This window comes from Bradyrhizobium sp. UFLA05-112, assembly GCF_053572325.1.
On the sequence record NZ_JBANBK010000008.1, the window covers coordinates 132,422 to 155,855 of the forward strand.

The following is a 23,434-nucleotide window of genomic DNA, read 5'->3' on the forward strand; positions in this document are numbered from 1 at the left end:
GCCGCGTTGGCGAACGTCGCGCCGACGACAAGGCAGAGGCAGGAGATCAAGAGGTGGCGTAGTTTCATCGCTGCATCAATATCCGTAACTCCGCCAGGAACGATGGCGGTACTTGGAGCGCTTTCTCGGCGGCTGGCCGCTCTCCGTCACGGTGACGTTGATGACGTCGGAGAAAACCGCCGGATCGTGCGGCACGTGGGCGAAATCGGCGAACAGGAGGCGCAGCTTGTGTTGGCCGACCGGAAGGGTGATCTTCGCTTCGGTCTGGCCGGCACCGAAGTGCAGGTGGTTGAAGTCGTTTGGGATCGGCTGGTCGAGCGGAGGCAGTTCGGCATCGACAAGCAGATGATGATGGCCAGTGTTGGGCTTGTCGTAGCCCGCCGGAGCCACGCCCATATTCAACAGGCCAAAACGGATCACCGGGTTCGGAGAAATATAGGAGCCGTTCTTCGGATAGATGAAATAAACTTTGGCATCTTTCGGTGAGGGGCGACGTCCGCCGGCTGCGGCTTGAACCGTCGCAGGAGGGGCTTGAGCCGCCGCGGGAGCAGTTTGGTCAGTCACCTTGACCTTGATCCGCTCGGAGACCACCGGCGGGGAATGCGGAACGTGATTCTTGTCGCCGAACACAAGCTGCAAGGTGTGCTCGCCGGGCGTCAGCGAAATCTCAGCCTCAGTTTGTCCGGCGCCGAAATGCAGGTGCTGGAAGTCGTTGGGAATTTCGGAATTCAGTGGCGGCGTTGGCGAGTCAACTATCAGATGATGGTGCCCGCTATTGGCGCGGTCCGAACCTGCCGGCGCGACGCCCATGCCATGCAGCCCGAAATGCAGGGTGGCCTTGGTTGGCAGCGTGTCGCCATCTTTCAACCCGATGAAATAAACAGCAGCCCCCGGCGGCGACGGCGTCGGTCCGCCCGTCTGGGCCTGCGCCTGCACGGCGTGGCAATGGATCAATCCGGCGACAAATGGAACCAGAACCAATGTCAGCAATCGCTGCATCATCGCAATATTCCCAATGCATGGACCACAATCTGGACCGCGCTGGCCGCGGGAAACTGAAATAATTGCGTGTCGAAAGTATCCCCATCCGGCAATACGAAGGGGAGAAGTGGAACGATATTCCTTTGCCGCCCAATGTAAACCGAAATTCGGCGCCGCGACCGCCGCCTTGCCGGTTGCGGCCGAATGAAGCATGTTATTCCGCATTGAATGTGACGTGTGCATACTCCCGATCGTTCGAGCCGACCGGAGATCAAGACATGAGATCCGCCGTCTTGTCTGTGATTTTGCTCATAACACTCGTTGAATTTGCAGGTACTGCAGCGAGCGACCAGCGAGGGCTGAGCAACAGCCCGTCCGCGGACCCGCCGTCCGCGTCATCAGACACCAGGGTAGCCCAGCAAAGCGCCAATCCGGAGCCGGGAGAGCTATTTCGCGATTGCGACAATTGTCCCGAGCTTGTGATCGTGCCGCCGGGAGAGTTCGTGATGGGATCCAATGACACGCCCTACGAGAAGCCTGAGCATTCGATCAGCATTCGCAAACCCTTCGCCATCGGCCGCCGCGAGGTGACGTTCGCGGAATGGGATCAGTGCGCTGATACGGGCGCGTGCAGGGTGCGCCCCGAGGATCACGGCTGGGGACGTGGCGATCGGCCGGTGATCAATGTCAGCTGGGAGGACGCCAAGCTGTTCGTCGCCTGGCTGTCGCAGAGAACCGGGCAAAAATACCGTCTGCCCAGCGAGGCGGAATGGGAATATGCCGCGCGCGCGGGAACCAAAACGCCATTCTGGTGGGGCAGGGACATCGGCGCCGGTCATGCGCAGTGCGAGGGCTGTGGTAGTCCGATCAAGCAGCAGGTCGTGCCAGCGGGTTCGTTCCGGCCAAACGGCTTTGGGCTCTACGACACATCAGGTAATGCTGCGGAATGGGTCGAGGATTGCTGGAACGACTCCTATCGCAATGCGCCTAAGGACGCATCGGCCTGGACGTCGGGCGACTGCCGCCTGCGGGTGCTGCGCGGGGGCAACTTTCTCAGCAAGGGCAGCGACGTCAGATCGTCGGCGAGGTTTCGCTACGACGTTGACGTTCGCTACTACGCCAACGGCTTTCGTGTCGTGCGGGAGCTGCCGTAGTCATGGCGCCCGCGAGTACGATGCGTTCGATGGTTGTGGCACTACTCGTGCTGACTGGGGCGACTTCCGCTGCTTGGGCGCAATCCCACACCATCAGTGGGCACATCGGCTATCTCCACGAATGGGAGATTGCAGGAAGTATCGCGAAAGCGGCAACGCACCAGGCCGCGGATTATTCAGGAGCAGTCACGCTGCGGCACGTTGGCCTGTGCAGCGTCAATGGCGTCGAGCAGAAGCAGGCGCGCGTGCAGTTGAAAGTGTCGTCCGGACGACTGGAAGGCACATTGATCATGGACGACGATGAATGCCGCATCGTCGCATCCGGAGCATCAGGCTCGGGGTTGCTGACCTGCCGCAGTGGACAAGGCATTCCGATCGATCTCCTGATCGGCAACGCGGTTGCGACCGAAGCGTCCAATCGCGCCGGCCCCAATCCTTGAGCAGGTCGCCGGACAATTGTCCGCAAGAGACGTGGTGATCGACCGCGCATTGAGATCCGAGCGCGTCTTCTGATCGCGCACGACCATCGAACGCCAAGAGTCAGAAAGGCTGTTACAGCGGTGCACGTGATCGCTGTGCGTCCAACACCGGCGTGATTCGATGTGGTTGGAAAAATCCTCTGATCGCTTGCGCGCGCACGGCTGAGTCGTGAGCTTCAACGCATTCGCGTACCGCTCGTTGGATGCAGCGAATTCGCGATGCGAATGCAAAAGCGCTGCTCCACCATGCGTGACTCCGCGCACAGAATTGGGGGCCGACGAGGCCTATCGTCAAATCATCGAACGGCAATCACGCGGTTCGACATCATCCAAAGGGAAAATATTATGTTTCGCTCCATCCTCCTCGTCTCGGCGGCCGTGCTCTCGCTCGCGTCTTCGGCTTATGCTGGCAACTCGTCCTCCATCGTGCAGAGCGGCAACGGCAACGACGCCGTGACGTATCAGCGCGGTCACACCAACGACAGCCAGGTCATTCAGTACGGCAACAACAACGGTGCCGGCATCCACCAGGTCGGCCGGAACAACAACGCTGGCATCGGTCAGGTCGGCGACGGCAACTTTGCCGGTGTGGACCAGGTGCAGCGGCGGCGCTGGTAAGCCGGCAGCCGAGCGATCCCACATCGCCCTGAAAGGAGTCGTGCCGGCAGGTTCCCGCACGCTCCTTTCCATTCCTGACCTCGAAAGGACAAATCCATGAAAAAGCTTCTGTTGATTGCCAGTGCCGCGCTGACCCTGGTCTCCGCTCCGGCATTCGCTGGCGGCACCACCGCCTGCGTGCACGCGAGGACGCAGATCGGCAGTGGATCGAGTGATAGCACCAGCCAGAACTGCCAGTACAATATGAACGGCCAAGTGCAGGCCGGCAACGGAATGTCGGCGACTGCCCGGCAGTCCGGAACGAACAACACGTCGTACCAGACCCAGCTCGGGAACGGCAACTTTGCTGGAACCAGCCAGCATGGCCGTGACAACAGCGCCGGCGCCATGCAGATCGGCGATGGCAACCGCGTCAGGGTCCATCAATGGTAAGACCGCTGGCCAATCGGGCCAGCGGTACGGCGATTGGGCGGAGCGTTCCTCTCGCCCAACGCACGCCATCGTCAAGGAGGTAGACATGAAACCCATGCAACGACAGTCGGTTGTGCTTGCCGCAATGTTGATGGCTGCGCTGGCGAGCGCGTCCGCGCGGGCCGAGACGACGTCCGTGAACAACGGCAGCAATTCTGCTACGATCACCCAGAGCGGCGATCCATCCAAGACCGAGAAGCAGGTCAAGACGGCCCCCGGCTACACCAGCATCGAGCAACATAGCGGCGGCAACTCGGCGACGATCGTCCAGCGCTCCAACCCCGCTGCGGGTGATCCGACCGGCGCAGAAGCTGGCAAAAGCCCGGATGCGCAGGCAGCTCCAGGCGAAGCCGATGGCGATGCCGATCACAATCCCCCGCCGACCGATGCCGACGTCTACCGGCAGATCCGCAAAGGTGCCTCGCCGCAATCGCAGCAGACGCTCGACAGGTTGATGAAAGCCATGGGCCTGCAAAACAAGATGTGACCAGCCCCCCAATGTCGCCGCCACCACCCCTCTCACGTCCCGCGACCGTCGAGGTCGCGGGGAAGGCCGCAGCTCAATTCACGGGACACGCAAAACGGGAGACATCACATGCACAAGATGATTGTGGCCATGGTGCTGGCTTCAGCGTCCGCTCACACCGTGGGTTCGCTTGGACTGGCGCTGGTCTCAGACGGCGATCCGATCACCGCACCACAGTTAACGACCACGACCGAGCCAACTATGACGCAGGCTCCCGGCGCTGCGACTGGCCCGGTTGTTCCGTCCAATCCGCAAACTCCATTAGAGAGGCACTGCACGACTCCGGGAGGCAAGAGCTTTAAGTGGTCTTTCCCAAATGTGCCATTTGGAGTCGCGCGATGCACTTGAGATGGCACGATGGCTACGACCGGCATGCGCTTGCGCGAACATCGCTCCGGCGAAGGCACGTCGGATGATCGCCGTCACAATCGCATCGACGCCCTGACGAACAACCAAGTATGAGGGCAGCCCCGACGACATGGCATCCACTCAGTGCGGCCTGCCGAGCACGAATGCGAAGGGGAGAACGAAGATCTCGTCGCCAGCCTCATCGCTGACATGCAGGGCCCAATGACGCCAGTCTTCCAGGGTGCTCGCTGCGACGAGCGATCGAACCCTGCGGGTAGCCTCCTCGCACGCTTCGATCAGATCGGACACGAATGTGCCGCGACGATCCATCAATACGCCCCGAGCATTGGAACAATGGAAATAAATCTGAGCCATGTACGCCTCCTTGCAACATCCGGGTGAGCAAGCTCACCCCTGCATGCCGGAGTCATACTAGGCGGCCAAATCGACGTCCGTGATCCCGCGCACATGGTGCGACTTGGCAGTCCGACAGGGCGACGACCGGTCCGCCCCGAAATATGCGCTCCACCCATCTCGGGGGCGAGGAATGGCTTCAACGTCAGCGGCCTGCTCGTTGGGCTTGGCCCGCTTGCCGTCGCTGGAGGCAGGCATATACTAGGTCGATGGCCGTCAGCTCGCCCGATCTGAAAGCGTTCTTACTCGCCACCCCTTTTTTCGGTGGCCTCTCAGACGCAAGCCTCGATCTCTTGCTCTCAATGCTGATCGAGCGACGCATCGACGTCGGCGCCACCATCGTAGCGGAAGGGGAGGCGGGGCGATCGATGTTCATTGTTCACTCCGGCGAGCTCGTAGTGAGCAAGCTCGGGGACTCCGGGCGCGTCGTTCGAATGTCATCTCTCGAGCCGGGTGACTTTTTCGGTGAAATGACGCTGATCGAAATGCAGAACCGATCAGCCACCGTCGTCGCGGAGAGCCCAACCGTACTGTATGAACTCACGGCCGGAAAACTCTACGCGTACTACAAGGCCGACATCCACGCCTATGTGATGGTGATGCAGAACATCAACCGCGAGCTTTGTCGACGACTCCGCCGCGCCGACAATCGGATCGCCAAACTGCTGACACTTCAAGAGAGGCAATGACTCAAATTCGTCTGCGTCGTCTGGTTCAGGAGCAACTGCGACTCAGGTCCCGGACCTCATGTTCCCGGCTCGAACGACTTCTGGTACTTCAAGGCGCCGCTCGGCGGTGCGTTCGAGTTCGCTTACCCAGTCATAGCGATTCCGGCAGATACAGATGAGGTTCCAGAAAGCGTTGCCCGGGCAGGCCTTCGCCGGGGCCCCGCGTGGCATTGATCATCAAAGACACGAGATCCCTGCTGAACTCCTCAAGTGGAGTGCAGACCGCCAACAATACATAGCGATCAGACAGCGCGGCCCGGGATTCGGGCGTCAGTTCGTTCACGATGAGCTTTACCTCTCCCGGCCTGCGCGCTTCGCGTAAGGCGGAGATTGCGCCCTCCATGCCGCCTCCGGCAACGTACAATCCTTTCAGGTCAGAGTGGCGCTCGAGCAGGTCGAGCGTCGCTTCATGCGTGAGTTGGGGCGTCTCCAAGTTGACGAGAGTATCGAGCACTGTGCACCTTGGATGGTATTCTCGGAAATAGCTGCGGAAGCCGGTTTCTCGCAATTCATGCCCGTGCCAGCGATGACCGCCGACGAAGACCGCGACTTTTCCCGGCTCGTGCATGGCCGTCGCAAGCATATAGGCCGCGACACGCCCTACCTTGAGATTGTTAAGTCCGACATAGGATGTGTATAAGAGACAGGTGCCATGTCCTTGGTTGTTTGTGTCGGGCAGAACTCGATGATCGCCTGAGCTGAAATGCCCGGAGCGGTTTTGACCGCATGCTCCAGATGCCGCGCCATCGACTGATAGAAGCTCTGCTCCGGTTTGGTCAGCAAAAAGCCTAGCCGGAAATTCGGTAGATCCGGGTTCAGACGCTGCTCGATCAGCCGAGTGGCGTGATAGCCGACCCGCACGGCAGCCGCGAAGACGCGGTGCGCAGTGTCGGAGCGGACGTTCTGGCGCCCGTTGAGAACACGGTCGACGGTCGAGGGGCTGACACCCGCCTCCCTCGCGACGTCGATGATGGTCGGTCTGTCAGCCATTGCACTGCGCATTCTGATGTAATTTACATCATTGATCTCAACGATATTGATGCTTTCATGGCGCGTCAAGTTTGACTCGCTGAACGGGAATTAAAGCCAACGGTCGAGAAATGCGGATCAAATATCTGTAATACAAAACATATCTGTCTTCATGCTTGTCCCCGATAGGCGTGGTGGAGTCGCCTCATAAATGCGTCATGATACGTCATGTAATGACGCGAAATACCCCACACGCCTTGACGTTCACTGCTTCGGCATCGTTACATCCCGAGCGTCAACACGCCGAACGTACAACCAGACATCAACAGGCCGGAGGAACAGGCGGACATGCTGCCCATAGCGATCAATCACATGACGGTGCCGGGGCTGCGTTACGAGGGCCTCCTTGCGCTTACCAAGCGGCTTGGGTGCATTGGCGTCGAACTGCGCAATGATCTGGCTCAACCGCTATTCAATGGCGATGCGCCCGGCGTCGTGGCCGCCAAGGCGAAGGATCAGGGGCTGCGGATCGTCGGCCTGTCACAGGTCTATCCGTTCAACGACTGGTCAGATTCCCGTCGCGATGCTGTCGATGTTCTGATCCGGACTGCGTCGGCTTGCGGGGCGGAGACCATCAGCCTCATCCCGCGGAACGACGGCTGGGGCCTCGGCGCGGGCGAGCGGATCGGCAATCTGCGCCTTGCTTTACGCGAGATCGCGCCCATGCTGGAGGCCGCGGGCATGATCGCCCTTGTCGAGCCGCTCGGCTTCGAAACTTCTTCGCTCCGCAGCAAGGCGGAAACGATCGAAGTGATCGAGAGTCTCGGTGTCGCGCGCCATTACCGGCTCGTTCACGACACCTTTCATCATCACCTTGCCGGCGGCGGTCCCCTTTTTCCGGAATATACGGGCATCGTCCACGTTTCCGGCGTCGTCGATGTCGATCTCGCGGTAGCCGACATGCGCGATGCCCATCGGGTTCTCGTCGACGAGGCGGACCGGCTCGGCAACATCGCCCAGATCGAAGCTCTGTTGGCAGCCGGATATGCCGGGCCGATTTCGTACGAGGCATTCTCTCCGGCGGTGCACGCGTTGGCCGATCCGGAGAGCGCGCTGCGTCGATCAATTGGCTTCATGAACGAGAGGGTCTCTCTCACGCCCGCGTAACGGCAGCCGCCGGCATGCGGCGGAAAACACGACCGGCATAATCAGCGTGGACGCCGGCCACGCAGAACGCGGGAGGAAATAATGAGGAAGCTCGTGCTCGCGGCCGCCATTTCGGCGCTCATGTCCGGATCGGCCTTGGCCGAGAACATCGGCGTCTCGATGGCACTGTTCGACGACAATTTCCTGACAGTGCTCCGCAAGGCGATTCAGGACAGCGCTGCCAAACAGAACGTGAAGCTGCAGATCGAAGACGCGCAGAACGATGTCGGCAAGCAGCTGAACCAGATCCAGAACTTCGCCGCGGCCAAAGTCGACGCCATCATCGTCAACCCGGTCGACACCGACGCCACGGCAGCGATGAGCAAGGCCGCGGCGGACGCCGGCATCCCGCTCGTCTTCGTGAACCGCATGCCGGTCAATCTCGAAAAGCTTCCATCCAATCAGGCCTTCGTCGGCTCGAACGAGGCCGAGTCCGGCACGCTTGAAACCAAGGAAATCTGCCGTGCGCTGAAGGACAAAGGCAAGAAAGAAGCCCGGATTGTCGTCATGATGGGGGAACTTTCGAACCAGGCGGCCCGCCAGCGGACCAAGGACATCGAGGATGTGATTGCCACTCCGGACTGTAGCTTCATGAAGATCGTGGAGAAGCAGGCCGCCAACTGGTCGCGCACCCAGGCGGCCGATCTCATGACCAACTGGCTGTCGGCCGGGCTCAAGTTCGATGCTTTCATCCCGAACAACGACGAGATGGCGATCGGCGGCATCGGGTCGATCAAGACTGCGGGCCTCTCGACGAAGGAGATCCTCGTCGGCGGCATTGACGGCACCAAGGACGGGCTCGCGGCGATGCAGGCCGGCGACCTTGCGGTGACCGTGTTCCAGAACGCAGCCGGTCAGGGCCAGGGCGCCGTGAAGACCGCGCTCAAGCTCGCCAAGGGCAGCAAGGTCGACAGCACCGTGTGGGTGCCGTTCGAACTCGTGACGCCGGAAAATCTCAAGAACTATCTCACCAAGAACTGAGTCCCGAACGTCTTCCGGCCGTAGGCATGCTCCCTTGCGAGCCCGCGGCCGGTGACGGCGGGCGCGGAGAAACCGCGCGCAACCCCACGACGCCGGGAGGCAAGGCCATGCTGAGTCCGAAAACGCTGGCAGCGGTCGCTCGCTACAAGGAAAAGATCGAACAGGACGGTCTTCTGGCGATCGAAGGTATCCGCAAGGAATTCCCAGGCGTGGTTGCACTTGACGACGTGCGTCTGCGCGTCCGGCCGGGCACGGTCCATGCGCTCATGGGCGAAAACGGGGCCGGCAAGTCTACTCTGATGAAAATCATCGCCGGCATCTATCAGCCCGACGCCGGCGAAATCCGGCTCTTCGGCTCGCCCGTTACGCTCAAGTCTCCACTTGATGCGCTGGAGCAGGGGGTCGCGATGATCCACCAGGAGTTGGCGCTGATGAACTGGATGACGGTCGCGGAGAACATCTGGATTCGCCGCGAGCCGCGGAATCGGTATGGCTTGATCGATCACGCGCGCATGGCGGCAATGACGCGGGAGTTGTTCGACCGGCTCAATTTGAGCCTGGATCCGATCGCACAGGTCTCCGAGCTCACCGTGGCACAGAAGCAGATGGTCGAGATCGCCCGTGCGGTGAGCTACAATTCCAAAATCCTGATCATGGATGAGCCGACCTCGGCGCTGACCGAACGTGAGGTGGAGCATCTCTTCGAGATCATCCGCGATCTCAAAGCCGGCGGGATCGGCATCGTCTACATCACCCACAAGATGAACGAGCTCTTCGCGATCGCCGATGAATTCACGGTGTTCCGTGACGGGCGCTACGTTGGCACCCATGCCGCGAAGGACGTGACGCGCGACGACATCATCCGGATGATGGTCGGACGAGAGATCACCGACATGTTTCCGAAGGTCGATTGTCCGATCGGCGATGTCGTGCTGGAGGCGAAGAACCTCACCCTGAAGGGGGTGTTCCACGACATTTCCTTCACGTTGCGCCGGGGTGAGATCCTCGGGCTCGCAGGGCTGGTCGGGTCCAAGCGCTCCAATGTCGCAGAGGCGCTGTTCGGCGTGGTACCGGCCGAAGCCGGACAGATACTGATCGATGGCAAGCCGGTCAGCATCGATAGTCCGGCGACCGCCATGAAGCACGGCATCGCCTTCCTCACGGAGGACCGGAAGGAGACCGGCTGCTTCCTGATCCTTGATTGTCTCGCGAACATCCAGTCAGCACTGATCACCGGCGCGCATGTGACGGCCGGATTCGTCGACCAGAAGACGGTGACGAGGCTCGCTGCGGAGATGGCGGCGAAGCTCAGGGTCAAGACACCGGACCTCGCCGAGATCGTCGAAAACCTTTCGGGCGGCAATCAGCAGAAGCTGTTGATCGCTCGCTGGCTCCTGACGAAGCCCCGGATTCTCATCCTCGACGAGCCGACGCGCGGGATCGACGTCGGCGCGAAGTCGGAAATCCACCGCCTGATCACTGGCCTCGCCGCCGAGGGCGTCGCCGTTCTCATGATCTCATCGGAGCTGCCGGAAGTGCTCGGGATGAGCGACCGCATCATGGTGATGCACGAAGGACATGTGGCCGGGTTTCTCGATCGTGGCGAGGCAAACCAGGTCAAGATCATGGATCTCGCCGCACGCTGAACTGCGACGCGCGAGTTACAGAACAAGAGAGAGCAAAGGAGGAATCGATCATGACAGAGGCGGTCGTTCAATCCGTGCAGGCCGTGCCGAAGCCGACGCGGCGGTTGCCGCCCGAGTTGAGCATTCTGCTCGTTCTCATCGGCATTTCCGCGACGTTCGAGATTCTGGGATGGCTGATCCAGGGGCAAAGCTTTTTGGCGAACCCGCAACGCCTGTCGATCATGATCCTCCAGGTCTCGGTCGTGGGTATCATCGCCATAGGCGTGACCCAGATCATCATATCCGGCGGCATCGACCTCAGCTCGGGCTCGATCGTCGGCGCGACGGCCATGATCTCGATGAGTCTCGCCCAGGTCAGCACCTATTCCCGTGCTGTCTATCCAGCGCTGACGGACATGCCGGTCGTCGTGCCGATCGTCGCCGGGCTGCTTACGGGCCTTCTGTGCGGCGTCGTGAACGGTGCGCTGATTGCTTACACCCAAATTCCACCGTTCATCGCTACGCTTGGAATGATGGTGACAGCGCGCGGTTTCGCGAAGTGGTACACGAAGGGCCAACCGATCAGCTTTCCGACGGAGAGCTTCGCCGCGTTGGGCTCCAAGCTCACCCCTGTCTTCATTTTCCTGTTCGTCGCCGTGGTGATGCATGTGGTGCTGCGTTACACACGCTACGGCAAATTCACTTATGCGATCGGAGCCAATCCGCAAGCGGCGCGCGTGACTGGCATCAACGTCGAACGCCACATCGTCAAGATCTATGCCGTCGCCGGTTTGTTGTCCGCTCTCGCCGGCATCGTCGTGGCTGCGCGCGGTCTCACCGCGCAGGCCGGCATGGGTCAGATGTACGAGCTCGACGCGATCGCCATGGCGGTGATCGGCGGGGTGTCGCTGTCGGGCGGGCGCGGCTCGGTCCTGGGAACCACAATCGGAATGATCATCTTCGGCGTGGTTATCTCCGGTTTCACATTCCTGCGTATCGACGCCTACTACCAGGAGATGATCAAGGGCGCGATCATCGTGGCCGCCGTCGTGACCGATGTTCATCGCCAGAAGAAGCGGCAGAAGAAATCATGAGACTGGTCGCCTGAACATCGACACTCGCCACGGCCTACGAGATCTCTTTCAGAGGACTCGAGGCCAACCGGCAAAGCAACGGTATTGCTCAGATGTCCGCTCGATCCAGGTCTGGCGGCTGCGGTCCACCGATCGGGATCGACCTTAGATCGAACCAGATTACACCAAGGAACAGATAGATGCGTATCGCGCTCGATCCCTTCATGCATCGGCACCTCTCGCTGGAAGCCTTGCCCGTCAAGGTGAAAGAACTCGGTTACGACTGGATCGAGCTTTCGCCGCGGGAAGATTTTCTCGAATGGTTCAAGGCTCCACGCGTTTTTCCGGAGCGCATCCGATCCTTCAAGCAGGCGCTGAAGCAAGCGGACGTCCGCATTGCCTCGCTGCTGCCGATGTATCGCTGGGCGTCCAACGACGAGGTCGAGCGTTGCGCCGCCGTGCGTCACTGGAAGCGTGCCATCGAGATCGCCGTTGAGATGGAGGTTGATACGATGAACTCCGAGTTCGGGCGGGGGCCGCATCCGGACAAGGGCTCCTGCTACTGCTGCCATACCGGTTCGATGATCGAAACCTGTGAGGACGCGTGGTGGCGCTCGATGGAGGAGCTGGTGCCGATCTTCGAGAAAGAGGGCATTAGTTTGCATATCGAACCGCATCCTGAGGATTGGTGCGAAACCCTGCAGCCCGCCGTCGACATCATCCGGACCGTCAATTCCAAGCGCGTGAAGTTCCTCTATTGCGCGCCGCACACCTTTTATTTCGGCGATGACACCAAGGCGATGCTTCGCGAATGTGCAGATGTCCTGGCACATGTGCATGTCGGCGATACCTTCAATCACAAGGCCTCGTCCGGCCTGCGCTATATCCTCAATCCGCCGGGCACGAACGCCCGCGTGCATCAGCATCTCAACATAGGCCAGGGCGAAGTTCCCTGGGACGACTTCTTCGCTACGCTCGCCGAGATCGGCTTCGACGGGATCATGAGCTCCTGCGTCTTCGCATGGGAGGACAAGGCCGACGAATCCGGCCGGTTCATGCGGCGGAAGATGCAGGAATACGTCGACAGCCACTGGAAGAAGTAGTCGGGGCGGAAAGCGAGGAGCGTCCATGCTGAACGGTGAGAGATTGATCCAGCGCCCGCTTCGCTGGGGAATGGTGGGCGGTGGGCGGACGGGCCAAGTGGGCTACAAACACCGGACCGGCGCGCTGCGGGACAACACGGCCTATACGCTGGTGTGCGGGGCCTTCGATGTCGATGCGGCGCGCGGACGGGATTTCGGCATCAATATCGGCGTCGATGGCGAGCGCTGCTATCCCGATTACCGGACCATGATCGGCGAAGAAGCGGGACGGCCGGACGGGGTGGAAGTCGTCACGGTGGCGACGCCCAACCACACGCACTTCGAGATCACGAAGGCCTGCCTCATGGCCGGACTTCACGTCATCTGCGAGAAGCCTCTTTTCTTCAAGGTTGAGGAATGTCGCGAGATCGAGCGGCTCGCCACCGACAAGGGGTTGATCGTCGGTGTCGCCTACACCTATTCGGCCTTTCCCATGCTCCTGCAAATGCGGGCCATGGTCGCGAAGGGCGTGCTGGGTGAGATCCGCATGGTCGACCTCTGCTACATCCACGGCTTCAATTCGGCTGACGACTCCAACGCGTCCGAAGCGCAGAGGTGGCGGACGAACCCGGCAACGAGCGGGCCGACATTCGTGCTTGGCGACCTCTCCACACACACTTATTACCTGAGCCAGATGGTGCTGCCGCATATGAAGGTCACCAGGCTTCTGTGCGACCGGCAGAGCTTCGTCAAGTCGCGCGCGCCGCTCGAAGACAACGCCTATGTGCTCTTCCACTACGACAACGGCGCCGTCGGCCGCCTGTGGTGTTCGTCGGTCTGTGCGGGCTCGATGGACTCCCAGACGATCCGGATCGTCGGCTCGCAGGCCAGCCTCGTCTGGCGCGACGCCCATCCTAACGAGCTCTGGCATGAAATGCAGGGCCGGCCGGCTCAACTCATGAGCCACGGCATGCCTTACCTCGACGAGCTGTCACTTGGCAGCGATCGGATGGGCGGCCTGCATGCTGAAGGCCTTGGGGACTCCTGGGCGAACGTCTATCTGCGCCTCGCGCAGGCAATCGACGCGAAGCGGCGAGGCGACCAGGCTGCGCTCGATGGCCTGATCTATCCCGGGATCAACGACGGTACCGAAGGCGTCCGCTGGATCGAGAACTGCGTGCGCTCCGCCAACGCTGGTTCGGTGTGGGTGGATTTTCGGTGAGGGGCCGGGGATGATCAAGCCGATCACCATCACGACCGCGCCCTGCTGCTGGGGCGTCGACGACGTCAGGAATCCCCACCTGCCGGCGTGGGAAAAGGTGCTTGACGAAGCAGCGGAGGCCGGGTTCGGTGGTCTCGAGCTCGGGCCTTACGGCTACCTGCCGCTCGATGCGGCCCGCGTCTCGGACGCGCTTGAGCGGCGCGGGCTCAGCATCGTCGCAGGGACCATCTTCGATGATTTGGTCTCGCCGGAAAACCGTGACAATTTGCTCCGGCAAACTGATGAGATTTGCGCGCTGATCGTGAGCCTTCCAAAACCCGTGACCCATGATGGCCAGCGTCATGAGGCGCCATACCTCACGGTCATGGATTGGGGACACGACGCGCGCGACTTCGCGGCCGGCCATTCGGATCGCGCACCGCGCCTCGCGGCGAGCGGGTGGCGAAGCATGGTCGAGACCATTCGCGCGATTGCGGCGCTCGCCCGGGACAAATACGGCGTGCGCGCCGTGATCCATCCCCACGCCGGCGGCTACATCGAGTTCGCCGACGAGATCGAGCGCATCGTTGCGGATGTTCCGTCCGAGCTTGCCGGCCTCTGCCTCGACACCGGCCATCTCGCCTATGCGGGCATGGATCCGGTCGAGGTGCTGTGGCAATACCGTGAGCGCGCCGACTACATCCATTTCAAGGACATTGACCCAGGCGTCTTCAGTACCGTGATGAACGAGCGTATCCGTTTCTTCGATGCTTGCGCCAAAGGCGTGATGTGCCCGATCGGCAGAGGCAAGATCGCCTATCCGGCTATTCGGACTTTGCTCAGCGACATCGGCTATGGCGGTTACATCACGATCGAGCAGGAGCGCGACCCCCGCAATACCAGCTCGATTCTCGACGATCTCGCGGCCAGCCGCGATTTCCTGCGGCGAGCAGGCTTCTAACGCAACCGAACAGAAAGTGAGACCAGCAATGACAGTCAAGATCGGCGTGATCGGCTCGGGAGCCATCGGCCGCGACCATGCCCGCAGGATCAATAACGTGCTCGCGGGAGGTCGGATCGTTGCCGTTACCGACGTCAACCGGGCGGTGGCGGAGGCCGTCAAGGCGGACGTGGCGCCGGATGCGGCGATCTACGCGACGGGGGAGGAACTGGTCACGGCGAAGGACGTCGATGCGGTTCTGGTCACGTCCTGGGGCGCGACGCACGAGCAGTATGTTCTCGCAGCCATTGCTGCCGGCAAGCCCTGCTTCTGCGAGAAGCCGCTCGCCACGACGGCGGAGGGCGCGCGGCGGATCGTCGATGCGGAGGCGGCTCTCGGCCGCCGGCTCGTGCAGGTTGGTTTCATGCGCCGCTATGATGCGGGCTACGTCGCCCTCAAGGAGGCGATCCGGACGCGAACGGGCGCGCCGATCATGGTCCATGCCGCCCATCGAAACCCCACGGTGCCCGAGGCCTACGTCACGCCGATGGCGATCCACGACACGCTGATCCACGAGATCGACGTGCTGCGCTGGCTGCTCGACGACGACTACGTCTCGGCCCGTGTGCTGTTTCCGCGTCGAGCCACGCGGTCGCATGCCAAGCTGCGCGACCCGCAGGTGGTGGTGCTCGAAACGAAGAAGGGCGTGCTGATCGACGTCGAGATCTTCGTGAACTGCCACTACGGCTACGACATCCAGTGCGAAATCGTGGGCGAGGACGGAACCGCGCGCCTGCCCGAGCCCATGGCGATCGAGCTGCGGCTCGGCGCGAAATTGCAGAACGACATCCTGACCGATTGGAAGGACCGTTTCGTCGCAGCCTATGACGTCGAGCTTCAGGACTTCCTGAAGGCAGCGGCGGAGGGGACGGCAACGGGTCCGAGCTCCTGGGACGGCTATGTCGCGGCGATCACCTCTGATGCCTGCGTTGCCGCGCAGGAAAGTGCAGGCGCGCTCGTCGCCATCACGATGGCGGACCGGCCGTCGCTCTACCGCTGACGAGGAGCCGGCCAATGAAGAAACTCGACGTCATCACGATCGGAAGATCCTCGGTCGATCTCTACGGCGCGCAGGTCGGCGGGCGGCTCGAGGACATGGGATCGTTCAACAAGTACATCGGCGGCTCTCCGACCAACATTGCCTGCGGGGCGGCGCGGCTCGGGCTGAAGTCCGGGCTGATCACGCGGGTGGGCGACGAGCACATGGGCCGGTTCATCCGCGAACAGCTCCAGCGGGAAGGCGTCGACGTGCAGGGGGTCAAGACCGACCCCGCGCGTCTGACTGCCTTGGTGCTGCTCGGCATCCGCGACGAGGACCAGTTCCCGCTGATCTTCTATCGCGAGAATTGCGCCGACATGGCTCTCTCCGAGGACGACATCGAGGAGGCCTTCATCGCCTCCGCGCGCGCGGTCGTGCCGACCGGTACGCATCTGTCGAACCCGCGAACCGAAGCCACCGTCCTCAAGGCGCTGCGGCTCGCCCGCGCCCACGGCGCCCGCACCGCGCTCGACATCGACTATCGCCCGAACCTCTGGGGCCTCGCGGGCCATGGCGCCGGTGAAAGCCGCTTCATCGAAAGCGCGACGGTCACCAGGAAGCTCCAGGGCGCGCTCCATCTCTTCGACCTGATCGTCGGCACGGAGGAGGAATTCCACATTGCCGGCGGCTCGACCGACACGGTCGCCGCGCTGCGAGCTGTCCGCGCGCTGACCCCGGCGACGCTGGTTTGCAAGCGCGGGGCGAAGGGGGCGGTCGCCTTCGCTGCCGCCATCCCCGACAGTCTCGACGACGGCGAGATGGGCCCGGGATTCCCGATTGAAGTCTTCAATGTGCTTGGCGCCGGTGACGGCTTCTTCGCCGGGCTGCTGCGCGGTTGGCTCGACGACGAGAGCTGGCCGAAGGCGCTCGAATACGCCAATGCCTGCGGCGCCTTCGCGGTCAGCCGCCACGGCTGCACGCCGGCTTATCCGTCCTGGGAGGAGCTCCGGTTCTTCCTCAAGCGCGGCATCACGGTGAAGGCGCTGCGCCACGACACCGAGCTCGAACAGATCCACTGGGCGACAAATCGGTCGGGCGACTGGTCGGAATGTCGGGTGTTCGCCTTCGACCATCGGTCGCAGCTCGAGCAGATGGACGGCTACACGCTCGCCAAGGGTGGCGCCTTCAAGGAGCTGTGCCTCAAGGCCGCGCTCGAGGTGCAGGGCGGGCAGCCCGGCTACGGCATCCTTTGCGACAACCGCACCGGTCGGCGCGCGCTCCACGCTGCCTCCGGTTCGGGCCTCTGGATCGGCCGGCCCTGCGAATGGCCGGGCTCGCGGCCACTCTCCTTGGAGCCGGAGCTCGGGGCCGACTGCGGCGGCCTCGGTGAGTGGGCGCGCGAGAACGTCGTGAAGGTGCTCTGCTTCTGCCATCCGAACGATGACGTTGCGACGCGCGCGGCGCAGGAAGAGAGCGTCAAGCGCCTGTTCGAGGCATCACGGCGCAACAACCTCGAGTTCCTGCTGGAGATCGTGGCCTCGAAGGTCGGGCCGGTCGACGATGCGACGACGGCAACGCTGATCCGGCAATTTTACGCCGCCGGCATCTATCCCGACTGGTGGAAGCTCGAACCGCTGGCGAGCGCAGCCGCCTGGGATGCTGCCTGCAAGGCGATCGAGGCGCACGACCGCTTTACCCGCGGCATCGTCGTGCTCGGTCTCGATGCGCCCGAGGCCGAACTCGCCGCCAGCTTCCGCGTCGCCGCCAGCTTCCCGCTGGTGAAGGGCTTTGCGGTCGGGCGCACCATTTTCGGCGAGGTGGCGCGGGCGTGGTTCAAGGGTGAGACGTCCGACGAGGCGGCGGTCGCCGAAATGGCACTGCGCTACCGCCGGCTCTGCGAGATCTGGGACGAGGCGCGCGCAACCGCGGGGGAGAAGGCGGCATGACCAAGACGATCCGACTGACCGCGGCGCAGGCCATGGTGCGCTGGCTCTCGGTGCAGATGACGGAAGAGGGCGGGCGCTTCATCGAGGGTGTCTGGGCGATCTTCGGCCACGGCAACGTCGCCGGTCTCGGCGAGGCGCTGCACGGCATCGGCACGGCGTTGCCGACCTGGCGCGGCCAGAACGAGCAGACGATGGCGCATACGGCGATCGCCTATGCCAAGACCATGAAGCGCCGCAAGGCGATGGCGGTGACCTCGTCGATCGGCCCCGGCGCCACCAACATGGTGACGGCGGCCGCGCTCGCGCATGTCAACCGCCTGCCGGTCCTGCTCATCCCCGGCGACGTGTTCGCCAACCGTCGCCCGGACCCCGTGCTGCAACAGGTCGAGGATTTCGACGACGGCACGGGCTCGGCCAACGACGCCTTCCGGCCGGTGGTGCGCTACTTCGACCGCATCACGCGGCCCGAACATCTGTTGACCGCGCTGCCGCGCGCGCTGGCCGTGATGACCGATCCGGCCAATTGCGGGCCGGTGTGCCTGGCCTTCTGCCAGGACGTCCAGGCCGAGGCCTACGATTATCCGGAAAGCTTCTTCGAGCCCAAGATCTGGCGCATCCGCCGGCCGCGGCCGGACCCGCGCGAGGTCGAGGAGGTCGCGGGCCTGATCCGTGCCGCCAAGAAGCCGGTGCTGATCTCAGGCGGCGGCGTGGTCTATTCCGGCGCCGAGGCGACGCTCGCCGCTTTCGCCGCGAAGCATAACATCGCCTTCCTGGAGACCCAGGCCGGCAAGGGGGCGAACGCCTGGACCGATCCCCTGAACTTCGGCTCGCCCGGCGTGACCGGTTCGGAATGCGGCAACGCGCTTGCGTCCGACGCAGATCTCGTCATCGGCGTCGGCACGCGCTTTCAGGATTTCACGACCGGCAGCTGGGCCCTGTTCAAGAACGGCGCCCGCAAGCTCGTCTCGATCAATCTGCACGGCTACGACGCCACCAAGCACGGCGCGATCGGTGTTGTCGGCGATGCCAAGGTGGCGCTCGAACAGCTCTCGGCTCTGCTCGGCGGCCACAAGGCGCAAGCCCCGGACGCCGCTTCGCGCACCGCCTGGCACGCCAAGGTGAAGGCGGTGACGGCCGCGCCGGAGGGGACCGCCAACGTCCTGCCGACTGACGCGCAGGTGATCGGCGCAGTGCAGCGGGTCGCGACCGAAAAGACCGTCGTCATGTGCGCCGCCGGCACCATGCCGGGCGCGCTGCAGGTTCTGTGGCAGGCGGCAGCGGGTGGCTACCACATGGAGTACGGCTATTCCTGCATGGGCTACGAGGTCGCCGGCGCGCTCGGCATCGCGCTCGCCGCGCCGGACAAGGAGGTCGTCTGCTTCGTCGGCGACGGCTCCTACATGATGGCGAATTCTGAACTTGCCACCGCCGTCATGAGGCGCATCCCGTTTACCGTCGTTCTGACCGATAACCGCGGCTATGGTTGCATCAACCGTCTGCAGATCGAATGCGGCGGAGCCGAGTTCAACAACCTGTACAAGGACTGCGCCGTTGAGGAGCAGCCCGAAATCGACTTCGTCGCACATGCTCGAGCCATGGGCGCCTGGGCGGAGAAAGCATCGGACATCGCCAATCTGGAAGCGCTGATCATCGCGGCGCGCGCGCGAAACAAGCCTACTGTCATCGTGATCGATACCGACGCCGTACCCGGTACAGGCGCCGGCGGACACTGGTGGGACGTGGCCGTTCCGCAAGCCGGTGGTCCTGAGCGTCTTGAGCATGCCCGAGAACGGCACGAAGCCAACGCGCAACTTCAGCGCACTTTTGATTGAGGTCCCTCATGATCCTGTTTGGTACTAACCCAATCGCTTGGTCGAATGATGATGACTGGAGCATTGGCGATCATCTCACGCTCGAAGACTGTCTGAGCGACTGCCAGAAAATCGGGTTCGACGGCATCGAAAAGGGCCACAAGATGCCTGATGAGGGGCAGGCGCTCAAAGCGAAGCTCGCAGAGTACGGTCTGCGCTTTGCGGCCGGCTGGCACTCGACCAATATTCTCGTGAACGATATCGATGCTGAGAAGAAGAGCCTTCAGCATTTCATCGACATGGTAAGAGCCGCCGGTGGAGATCACATCAACGCGTGCGAGTGTTCGAACACAGTGCATGGCAATGACCGCGAGGCGGTCAACGACCGCCCGATCATGACAGATGAACAATGGGAGCGCTTCTCGAAAGGATATGAGGAGCTCTCGAAGTACGCCCATGGTCAGGGTGTGAAGATGGGGTATCATCATCACATGGGTACGATCATTGAAAGCGGCGCCGACATCGATCGCTTCATGGAAATGGCAGGTCCCCATACCCGGCTATTGTTCGACACGGGCCATGCCTTTTTCGGAGGTGCTGATCCATCGCAAATGGTGCGCAAATATATCGACCGCATCACTCATATCCATTGCAAGAACATCCGTCCCCCGATCATGCGGCAGGTGCGTGAGCACGGTTTGAGTTTTCTCGAAGGTGTGCGGCGCGGAGCCTTCACGGTGCCGGGCGATCCCGAAGGCTGTATCGACTTTGAGCCGGTGCTGACGATTGCCGCTCAACATGGGTATTCGGGCTGGATCGTCATTGAGGCCGAGCAGGACAGCCGGGTCCGCGAACCGCTCAAATATCAGGGTCTGGGCTTGCGCACGCTCAAGGAGATCGCCGCGCGTGTCGGCCTCGCGTAGATCGTGCGGGTTAGCGCCAACCTAGCTGAACCAGCATGCGGCGCTTCAGGAGAAAAATATGGCGGAACTGCTACGCAAACCCTTTGGTACCCACGGGAAGGTGCATGAAATCACGCCGCAATCCGCAGGCTGGCGATATGTCGGCTTCTCGCTTTACCGGCTGCGCCAGGGCGAGCAGGCCGCCGAGGCGCAGGGCGATCGCGAGGTGATCCTTGTGATGGTAGAGGGCAAGGCCGCCTTTACCGGCTGTGGGCATGACTGGGGTAGTCTGGGCGAGCGGATGGACGTCTTTGAAAAGACCCCGCCACACTGCCTCTATCTACCCAGCGGCGCCGCGTGGCAGGCAACTGCCGAAACAGATTGTACAATCGCCGTCTGTTCGGCTCCTGGCAGGGGTGGCCACGCGGCGCGGCGCATTGGTCCGGACGGAATCACGCTGATCGAGCGTGGCAAGGGGACGAACACGCGCTACATCAACAATATTGCGATGGAGAACGAGGATTATTGCGATAGCCTTCTCGTAACCGAAGTGTTCACGCCTGCGGGCCACTGGTCGAGTTACCCCTCGCATCGTCACGACGAAGATGATTTTCCGCGTATCACCTACCTTGAGGAAACATACTACCATCGCATCAAACCATCGAGCGGTTTCGGTATTCAGCGTGTCTACACCGACGATTTACAACTCGACGTGACGATGGCTGTGCACGACGGCGACGTAGTCCTGGTTCCGCGCGGGCACCATCCCTGCGGCGCACCCCATGGCTTCGAGATGTACTATCTCAACGTGATGGCCGGCCCTTTGCGCAAATGGCGTTTCCTGCCGAGCCCGGCGGTCGAATGGATCATGAAGCGTGATGCCTAAAATGAGGACGCCTGGTCATCCGGAGCGCAGATCCGAGATCAGGTCAATTCTGTCCTCGAGAAGGTGACGTCCAGCTTCAACGTCTCATCTTTGACAAGGAAAAGGCACCAACTTGGTAAGGTCGACTGCCTCTTTCTAACCATTGGTGAAGCCCGCAACTTTCAAGCCTGATGAAGCCGCCTCGGAGCGAGCCGGGTCGGTTCTAATTGGGCAACGCCAAGACGTAGTCGCTGCGGCGATTACCGTGAAGCTTCTGTTCGAAGCAAAATCCGCAGGGCTTGGCGCAGAGATCGGTTGCGGCGAACCAGGCGCACCCAGCGCGTTGGCCGCATGTCGACGCCGACGACAATCTCTATCGCACGACCCTATCGCACGATGATGACGGCCGCATGCGGCCGGATCAGTGTCCTCAAACGTTCGTTCGGGCCGATCTCCCATTGACAGTCGGTCAATCTGATAGAATTATAACAAACTAAGTTGCGATAATAACAAAATGTCACCATCGTACCAGAGGTGGGACTACGACGGAGGAGAGCTTGGAGCCGTCTGGTTCGGTTGCCGCACGGCCTCCGACGCCGCTTGTGATGGTCAACGGCATCAACAAGCGCTTCGGTGGAGTGCGTGCGCTGCGCGACGTAAATCTCGAGGTGCGAGCCGGCGAGGTACACGCGCTGCTGGGCGAGAACGGCGCCGGAAAATCCACACTGATCAAGATACTGAGCGGTGTTCATGCCCTCGACAGCGGCACGATCGAGATTGCGGGCAGGCCAGTGGCGTTCGACCGTCCGGCAAAATCGCGCGAGGCGGGGATTGCCGTCGTCTATCAGGACCTGAGCCTGGTTGAATCGCTTAGCGTCGCTGACAATCTGCTGCTCGGCCGCGAGCCGCGCATGCGTTTCGGCTTCGTCCGCAAGCGAGAACTGATGGCGCAGGCCACAGCATTCCTGGCGGAACTCGGCATACCCCTGGATACGAAAGCGACGGTCGGCTCGCTGCCGTTCGCCTTCCGCCAGATGACGGAGATCGCAAAGGCGCTAATGGGCGAGGTGCGGTTGCTCATCCTCGATGAGCCGACATCGTCGCTGACGTCGGACGAAGTCCGAATCCTGTTTGATGCGATCGGAAAGGTGACGCGGCGGGGGGTCGGCGTGATCTATGTGACCCATCGGCTCAACGAGGTCTTCGAGATCTCGCAGCGTGTCACAGTGCTCCGTGATGGGGCCAATGCTGGCACGTTCGTCACCGTCGATACCGACATGAAGCGGCTGGTGAATGCGATCGTCGGAACCGATCGACTGACGCCCGCAGCGGCGTCGCGCGCCGAGCCCGCGGCAAAGCGCGCGTTCGATCCGTCGTCGGTCTTGTCTCTGTCGGGTGCGTTCAATGACCGGCTACGATCCGTCGATCTGTCCGTGCTGAAAGGCGAGATCCACGGCCTCGCCGGATTGATCGGCAGCGGACGCACGGAGATTCTGGAGACGGTGTTCGGCCTCCGGCCACTCGACAGCGGCACAATTGAGATCGAGGGCCGGCGCTGGTTGCCGAAGAGCCCGGCCGATGCGATCGATCAGGGTATCGCGCTAGTGCCGGAAGATCGGCACGTGCAGGGTCTGGTCCTGGACCATTCGATCGAACGCAACGTCACCCTGTCACGAATTCCCTATTTCTCGCGGTGGGGCTGGATGCAGCAGCACGCCGCCGCCAAGCGTGCGGCGGCCGCGATCACCAAGCTTGCCGTTAAGGCGCAGGGTGCCTCCAGCTTGGTCCGGACACTCTCGGGCGGCAACCAGCAGAAGGTCGTGTTCGCAAAATGGAATGATCCGCGACCGCGCGTCCTGCTTCTGGACGAGCCGACGGTTGGCGTCGACGTGGGCGCACGGGAGGAAATTTACGGTGTAATCCGGAATGCCGTTCGTGACGGCACCGGCGTCCTCGTCGTCTCGTCCGATCTCGTCGAATTGATCGAGCTCTGCGACCGCATCTCAGTGATCGTCAATGGCCATGTGGCTCGAACGCTCATGCGCGGGGAGATCGACGATGCCGAAGAGCTCCAC

21 protein-coding genes and 1 pseudogene are annotated in these 23,434 nt (G+C 62.1%); 19 read left to right on the forward strand and 3 right to left on the reverse strand.

What is annotated here, in order from left to right:
* Positions 1 to 75 precede the first annotated feature (75 nt).
* Positions 76 to 1,194, reverse strand: a complete 1,119-nt coding sequence (locus SO180_RS07150; protein WP_449378108.1) for a DUF4399 domain-containing protein — start codon at positions 1,192 to 1,194, stop codon at positions 76 to 78.
* A gap of 65 nt (positions 1,195 to 1,259) precedes the next feature.
* On the opposite strand from SO180_RS07150, the gene SO180_RS07155 reads away from it, so the two are divergent.
* The 5 genes from SO180_RS07155 (at position 1,260) to SO180_RS07175 (ending at position 4,190) form a co-directional block, all read left to right on the forward strand.
* A complete protein-coding gene (locus SO180_RS07155; protein ID WP_449378109.1) occupies positions 1,260 to 2,135 on the forward strand; it encodes a formylglycine-generating enzyme family protein in 876 nt (291 codons plus the stop codon).
* A 29-nt stretch (positions 2,136 to 2,164) separates the two neighbouring features.
* Positions 2,165 to 2,575, forward strand: a complete 411-nt coding sequence (locus tag SO180_RS07160) for a hypothetical protein (protein ID WP_449378110.1) — start codon at positions 2,165 to 2,167, stop codon at positions 2,573 to 2,575.
* A 384-nt stretch (positions 2,576 to 2,959) separates the two neighbouring features.
* Entirely contained in the window at positions 2,960 to 3,232 is a 273-nt protein-coding gene (locus tag SO180_RS07165) for a curlin repeat-containing protein (protein ID WP_449378111.1), read from the forward strand.
* 96 nt (positions 3,233 to 3,328) lie between these two features.
* Positions 3,329 to 3,664 (forward strand): hypothetical protein, encoded by a 336-nt coding sequence (locus tag SO180_RS07170; RefSeq protein WP_449378112.1) that lies wholly within the window; start codon positions 3,329 to 3,331, stop codon positions 3,662 to 3,664.
* Positions 3,665 to 3,749: 85 nt separating this feature from the next.
* Positions 3,750 to 4,190 (forward strand): hypothetical protein, encoded by a 441-nt coding sequence (locus SO180_RS07175; RefSeq protein WP_449378113.1) that lies wholly within the window; start codon positions 3,750 to 3,752, stop codon positions 4,188 to 4,190.
* 528 nt (positions 4,191 to 4,718) lie between these two features.
* On the opposite strand, the gene SO180_RS07180 is transcribed toward SO180_RS07175, so the two are convergent.
* Positions 4,719 to 4,952 carry a DUF6894 family protein gene (locus SO180_RS07180; RefSeq protein ID WP_449378114.1) on the reverse strand — a complete coding sequence of 78 codons (234 nt, stop codon included), beginning with the start codon at positions 4,950 to 4,952 and terminating at the stop codon, positions 4,719 to 4,721.
* Positions 4,953 to 5,200: 248 nt separating this feature from the next.
* Here SO180_RS07180 and SO180_RS07185 point away from each other — a divergent pair, with 248 nt between their 5' ends.
* Positions 5,201 to 5,680: a cyclic nucleotide-binding domain-containing protein gene (locus tag SO180_RS07185; RefSeq protein WP_449378115.1), complete on the forward strand. Its 480-nt coding sequence runs from the start codon at positions 5,201 to 5,203 to the stop codon at positions 5,678 to 5,680.
* 130 nt (positions 5,681 to 5,810) lie between these two features.
* Here the strand turns inward: SO180_RS07185 and SO180_RS07190 are convergent.
* Positions 5,811 to 6,709 (reverse strand): annotated as a pseudogene (locus tag SO180_RS07190) (LacI family DNA-binding transcriptional regulator).
* Positions 6,710 to 7,036: 327 nt separating this feature from the next.
* Here SO180_RS07190 and SO180_RS07195 point away from each other — a divergent pair.
* From SO180_RS07195 to SO180_RS07255, 13 genes are all read left to right on the forward strand, one after another.
* Positions 7,037 to 7,855 (forward strand): TIM barrel protein, encoded by an 819-nt coding sequence (locus tag SO180_RS07195; RefSeq protein ID WP_449378116.1) that lies wholly within the window; start codon positions 7,037 to 7,039, stop codon positions 7,853 to 7,855.
* An 81-nt stretch (positions 7,856 to 7,936) separates the two neighbouring features.
* Positions 7,937 to 8,875, forward strand: a complete 939-nt coding sequence (locus SO180_RS07200) for a sugar ABC transporter substrate-binding protein (RefSeq protein WP_449378117.1) — start codon at positions 7,937 to 7,939, stop codon at positions 8,873 to 8,875.
* A gap of 107 nt (positions 8,876 to 8,982) precedes the next feature.
* Positions 8,983 to 10,521, forward strand: a complete 1,539-nt coding sequence (locus SO180_RS07205) for a sugar ABC transporter ATP-binding protein (RefSeq protein WP_449378118.1) — start codon at positions 8,983 to 8,985, stop codon at positions 10,519 to 10,521.
* Between the two features lie 50 nt (positions 10,522 to 10,571).
* On the forward strand, positions 10,572 to 11,594 hold the full coding sequence (locus SO180_RS07210) for an ABC transporter permease (RefSeq protein WP_449378119.1): 1,023 nt from the start codon (positions 10,572 to 10,574) through the stop codon (positions 11,592 to 11,594).
* 179 nt (positions 11,595 to 11,773) lie between these two features.
* The gene (locus tag SO180_RS07215; RefSeq protein ID WP_449378120.1) at positions 11,774 to 12,676 is read left to right on the forward strand and encodes a sugar phosphate isomerase/epimerase family protein; all 903 of its coding nucleotides are present in this window, start codon (positions 11,774 to 11,776) and stop codon (positions 12,674 to 12,676) included.
* Between the two features lie 25 nt (positions 12,677 to 12,701).
* Entirely contained in the window at positions 12,702 to 13,877 is a 1,176-nt protein-coding gene (locus SO180_RS07220; RefSeq protein ID WP_449378121.1) for a Gfo/Idh/MocA family protein, read from the forward strand.
* Between the two features lie 10 nt (positions 13,878 to 13,887).
* Positions 13,888 to 14,817: a sugar phosphate isomerase/epimerase family protein gene (locus SO180_RS07225; RefSeq protein WP_449378122.1), complete on the forward strand. Its 930-nt coding sequence runs from the start codon at positions 13,888 to 13,890 to the stop codon at positions 14,815 to 14,817.
* 28 nt (positions 14,818 to 14,845) lie between these two features.
* The gene (locus tag SO180_RS07230; RefSeq protein ID WP_449378123.1) at positions 14,846 to 15,856 is read left to right on the forward strand and encodes a Gfo/Idh/MocA family protein; all 1,011 of its coding nucleotides are present in this window, start codon (positions 14,846 to 14,848) and stop codon (positions 15,854 to 15,856) included.
* Positions 15,857 to 15,870: 14 nt separating this feature from the next.
* Positions 15,871 to 17,781, forward strand: a complete 1,911-nt coding sequence (locus SO180_RS07235; RefSeq protein ID WP_449378124.1) for a bifunctional 5-dehydro-2-deoxygluconokinase/5-dehydro-2-deoxyphosphogluconate aldolase — start codon at positions 15,871 to 15,873, stop codon at positions 17,779 to 17,781.
* The gene (gene iolD / locus SO180_RS07240; protein ID WP_449378125.1) at positions 17,778 to 19,613 is read left to right on the forward strand and encodes a 3D-(3,5/4)-trihydroxycyclohexane-1,2-dione acylhydrolase (decyclizing); all 1,836 of its coding nucleotides are present in this window, start codon (positions 17,778 to 17,780) and stop codon (positions 19,611 to 19,613) included. The genes SO180_RS07235 and iolD overlap by 4 nt, the downstream gene beginning before the upstream one ends.
* An 8-nt stretch (positions 19,614 to 19,621) precedes the next feature.
* Entirely contained in the window at positions 19,622 to 20,515 is an 894-nt protein-coding gene (gene iolE / locus SO180_RS07245) for a myo-inosose-2 dehydratase (RefSeq protein WP_449378126.1), read from the forward strand.
* Between the two features lie 58 nt (positions 20,516 to 20,573).
* The gene (iolB, locus tag SO180_RS07250) at positions 20,574 to 21,380 is read left to right on the forward strand and encodes a 5-deoxy-glucuronate isomerase (RefSeq protein WP_449378127.1); all 807 of its coding nucleotides are present in this window, start codon (positions 20,574 to 20,576) and stop codon (positions 21,378 to 21,380) included.
* A 536-nt stretch (positions 21,381 to 21,916) separates the two neighbouring features.
* Positions 21,917 to 23,434 (forward strand): sugar ABC transporter ATP-binding protein (locus SO180_RS07255; RefSeq protein ID WP_449378128.1); only part of this gene is annotated, 1,518 nt, incomplete at its 3' end.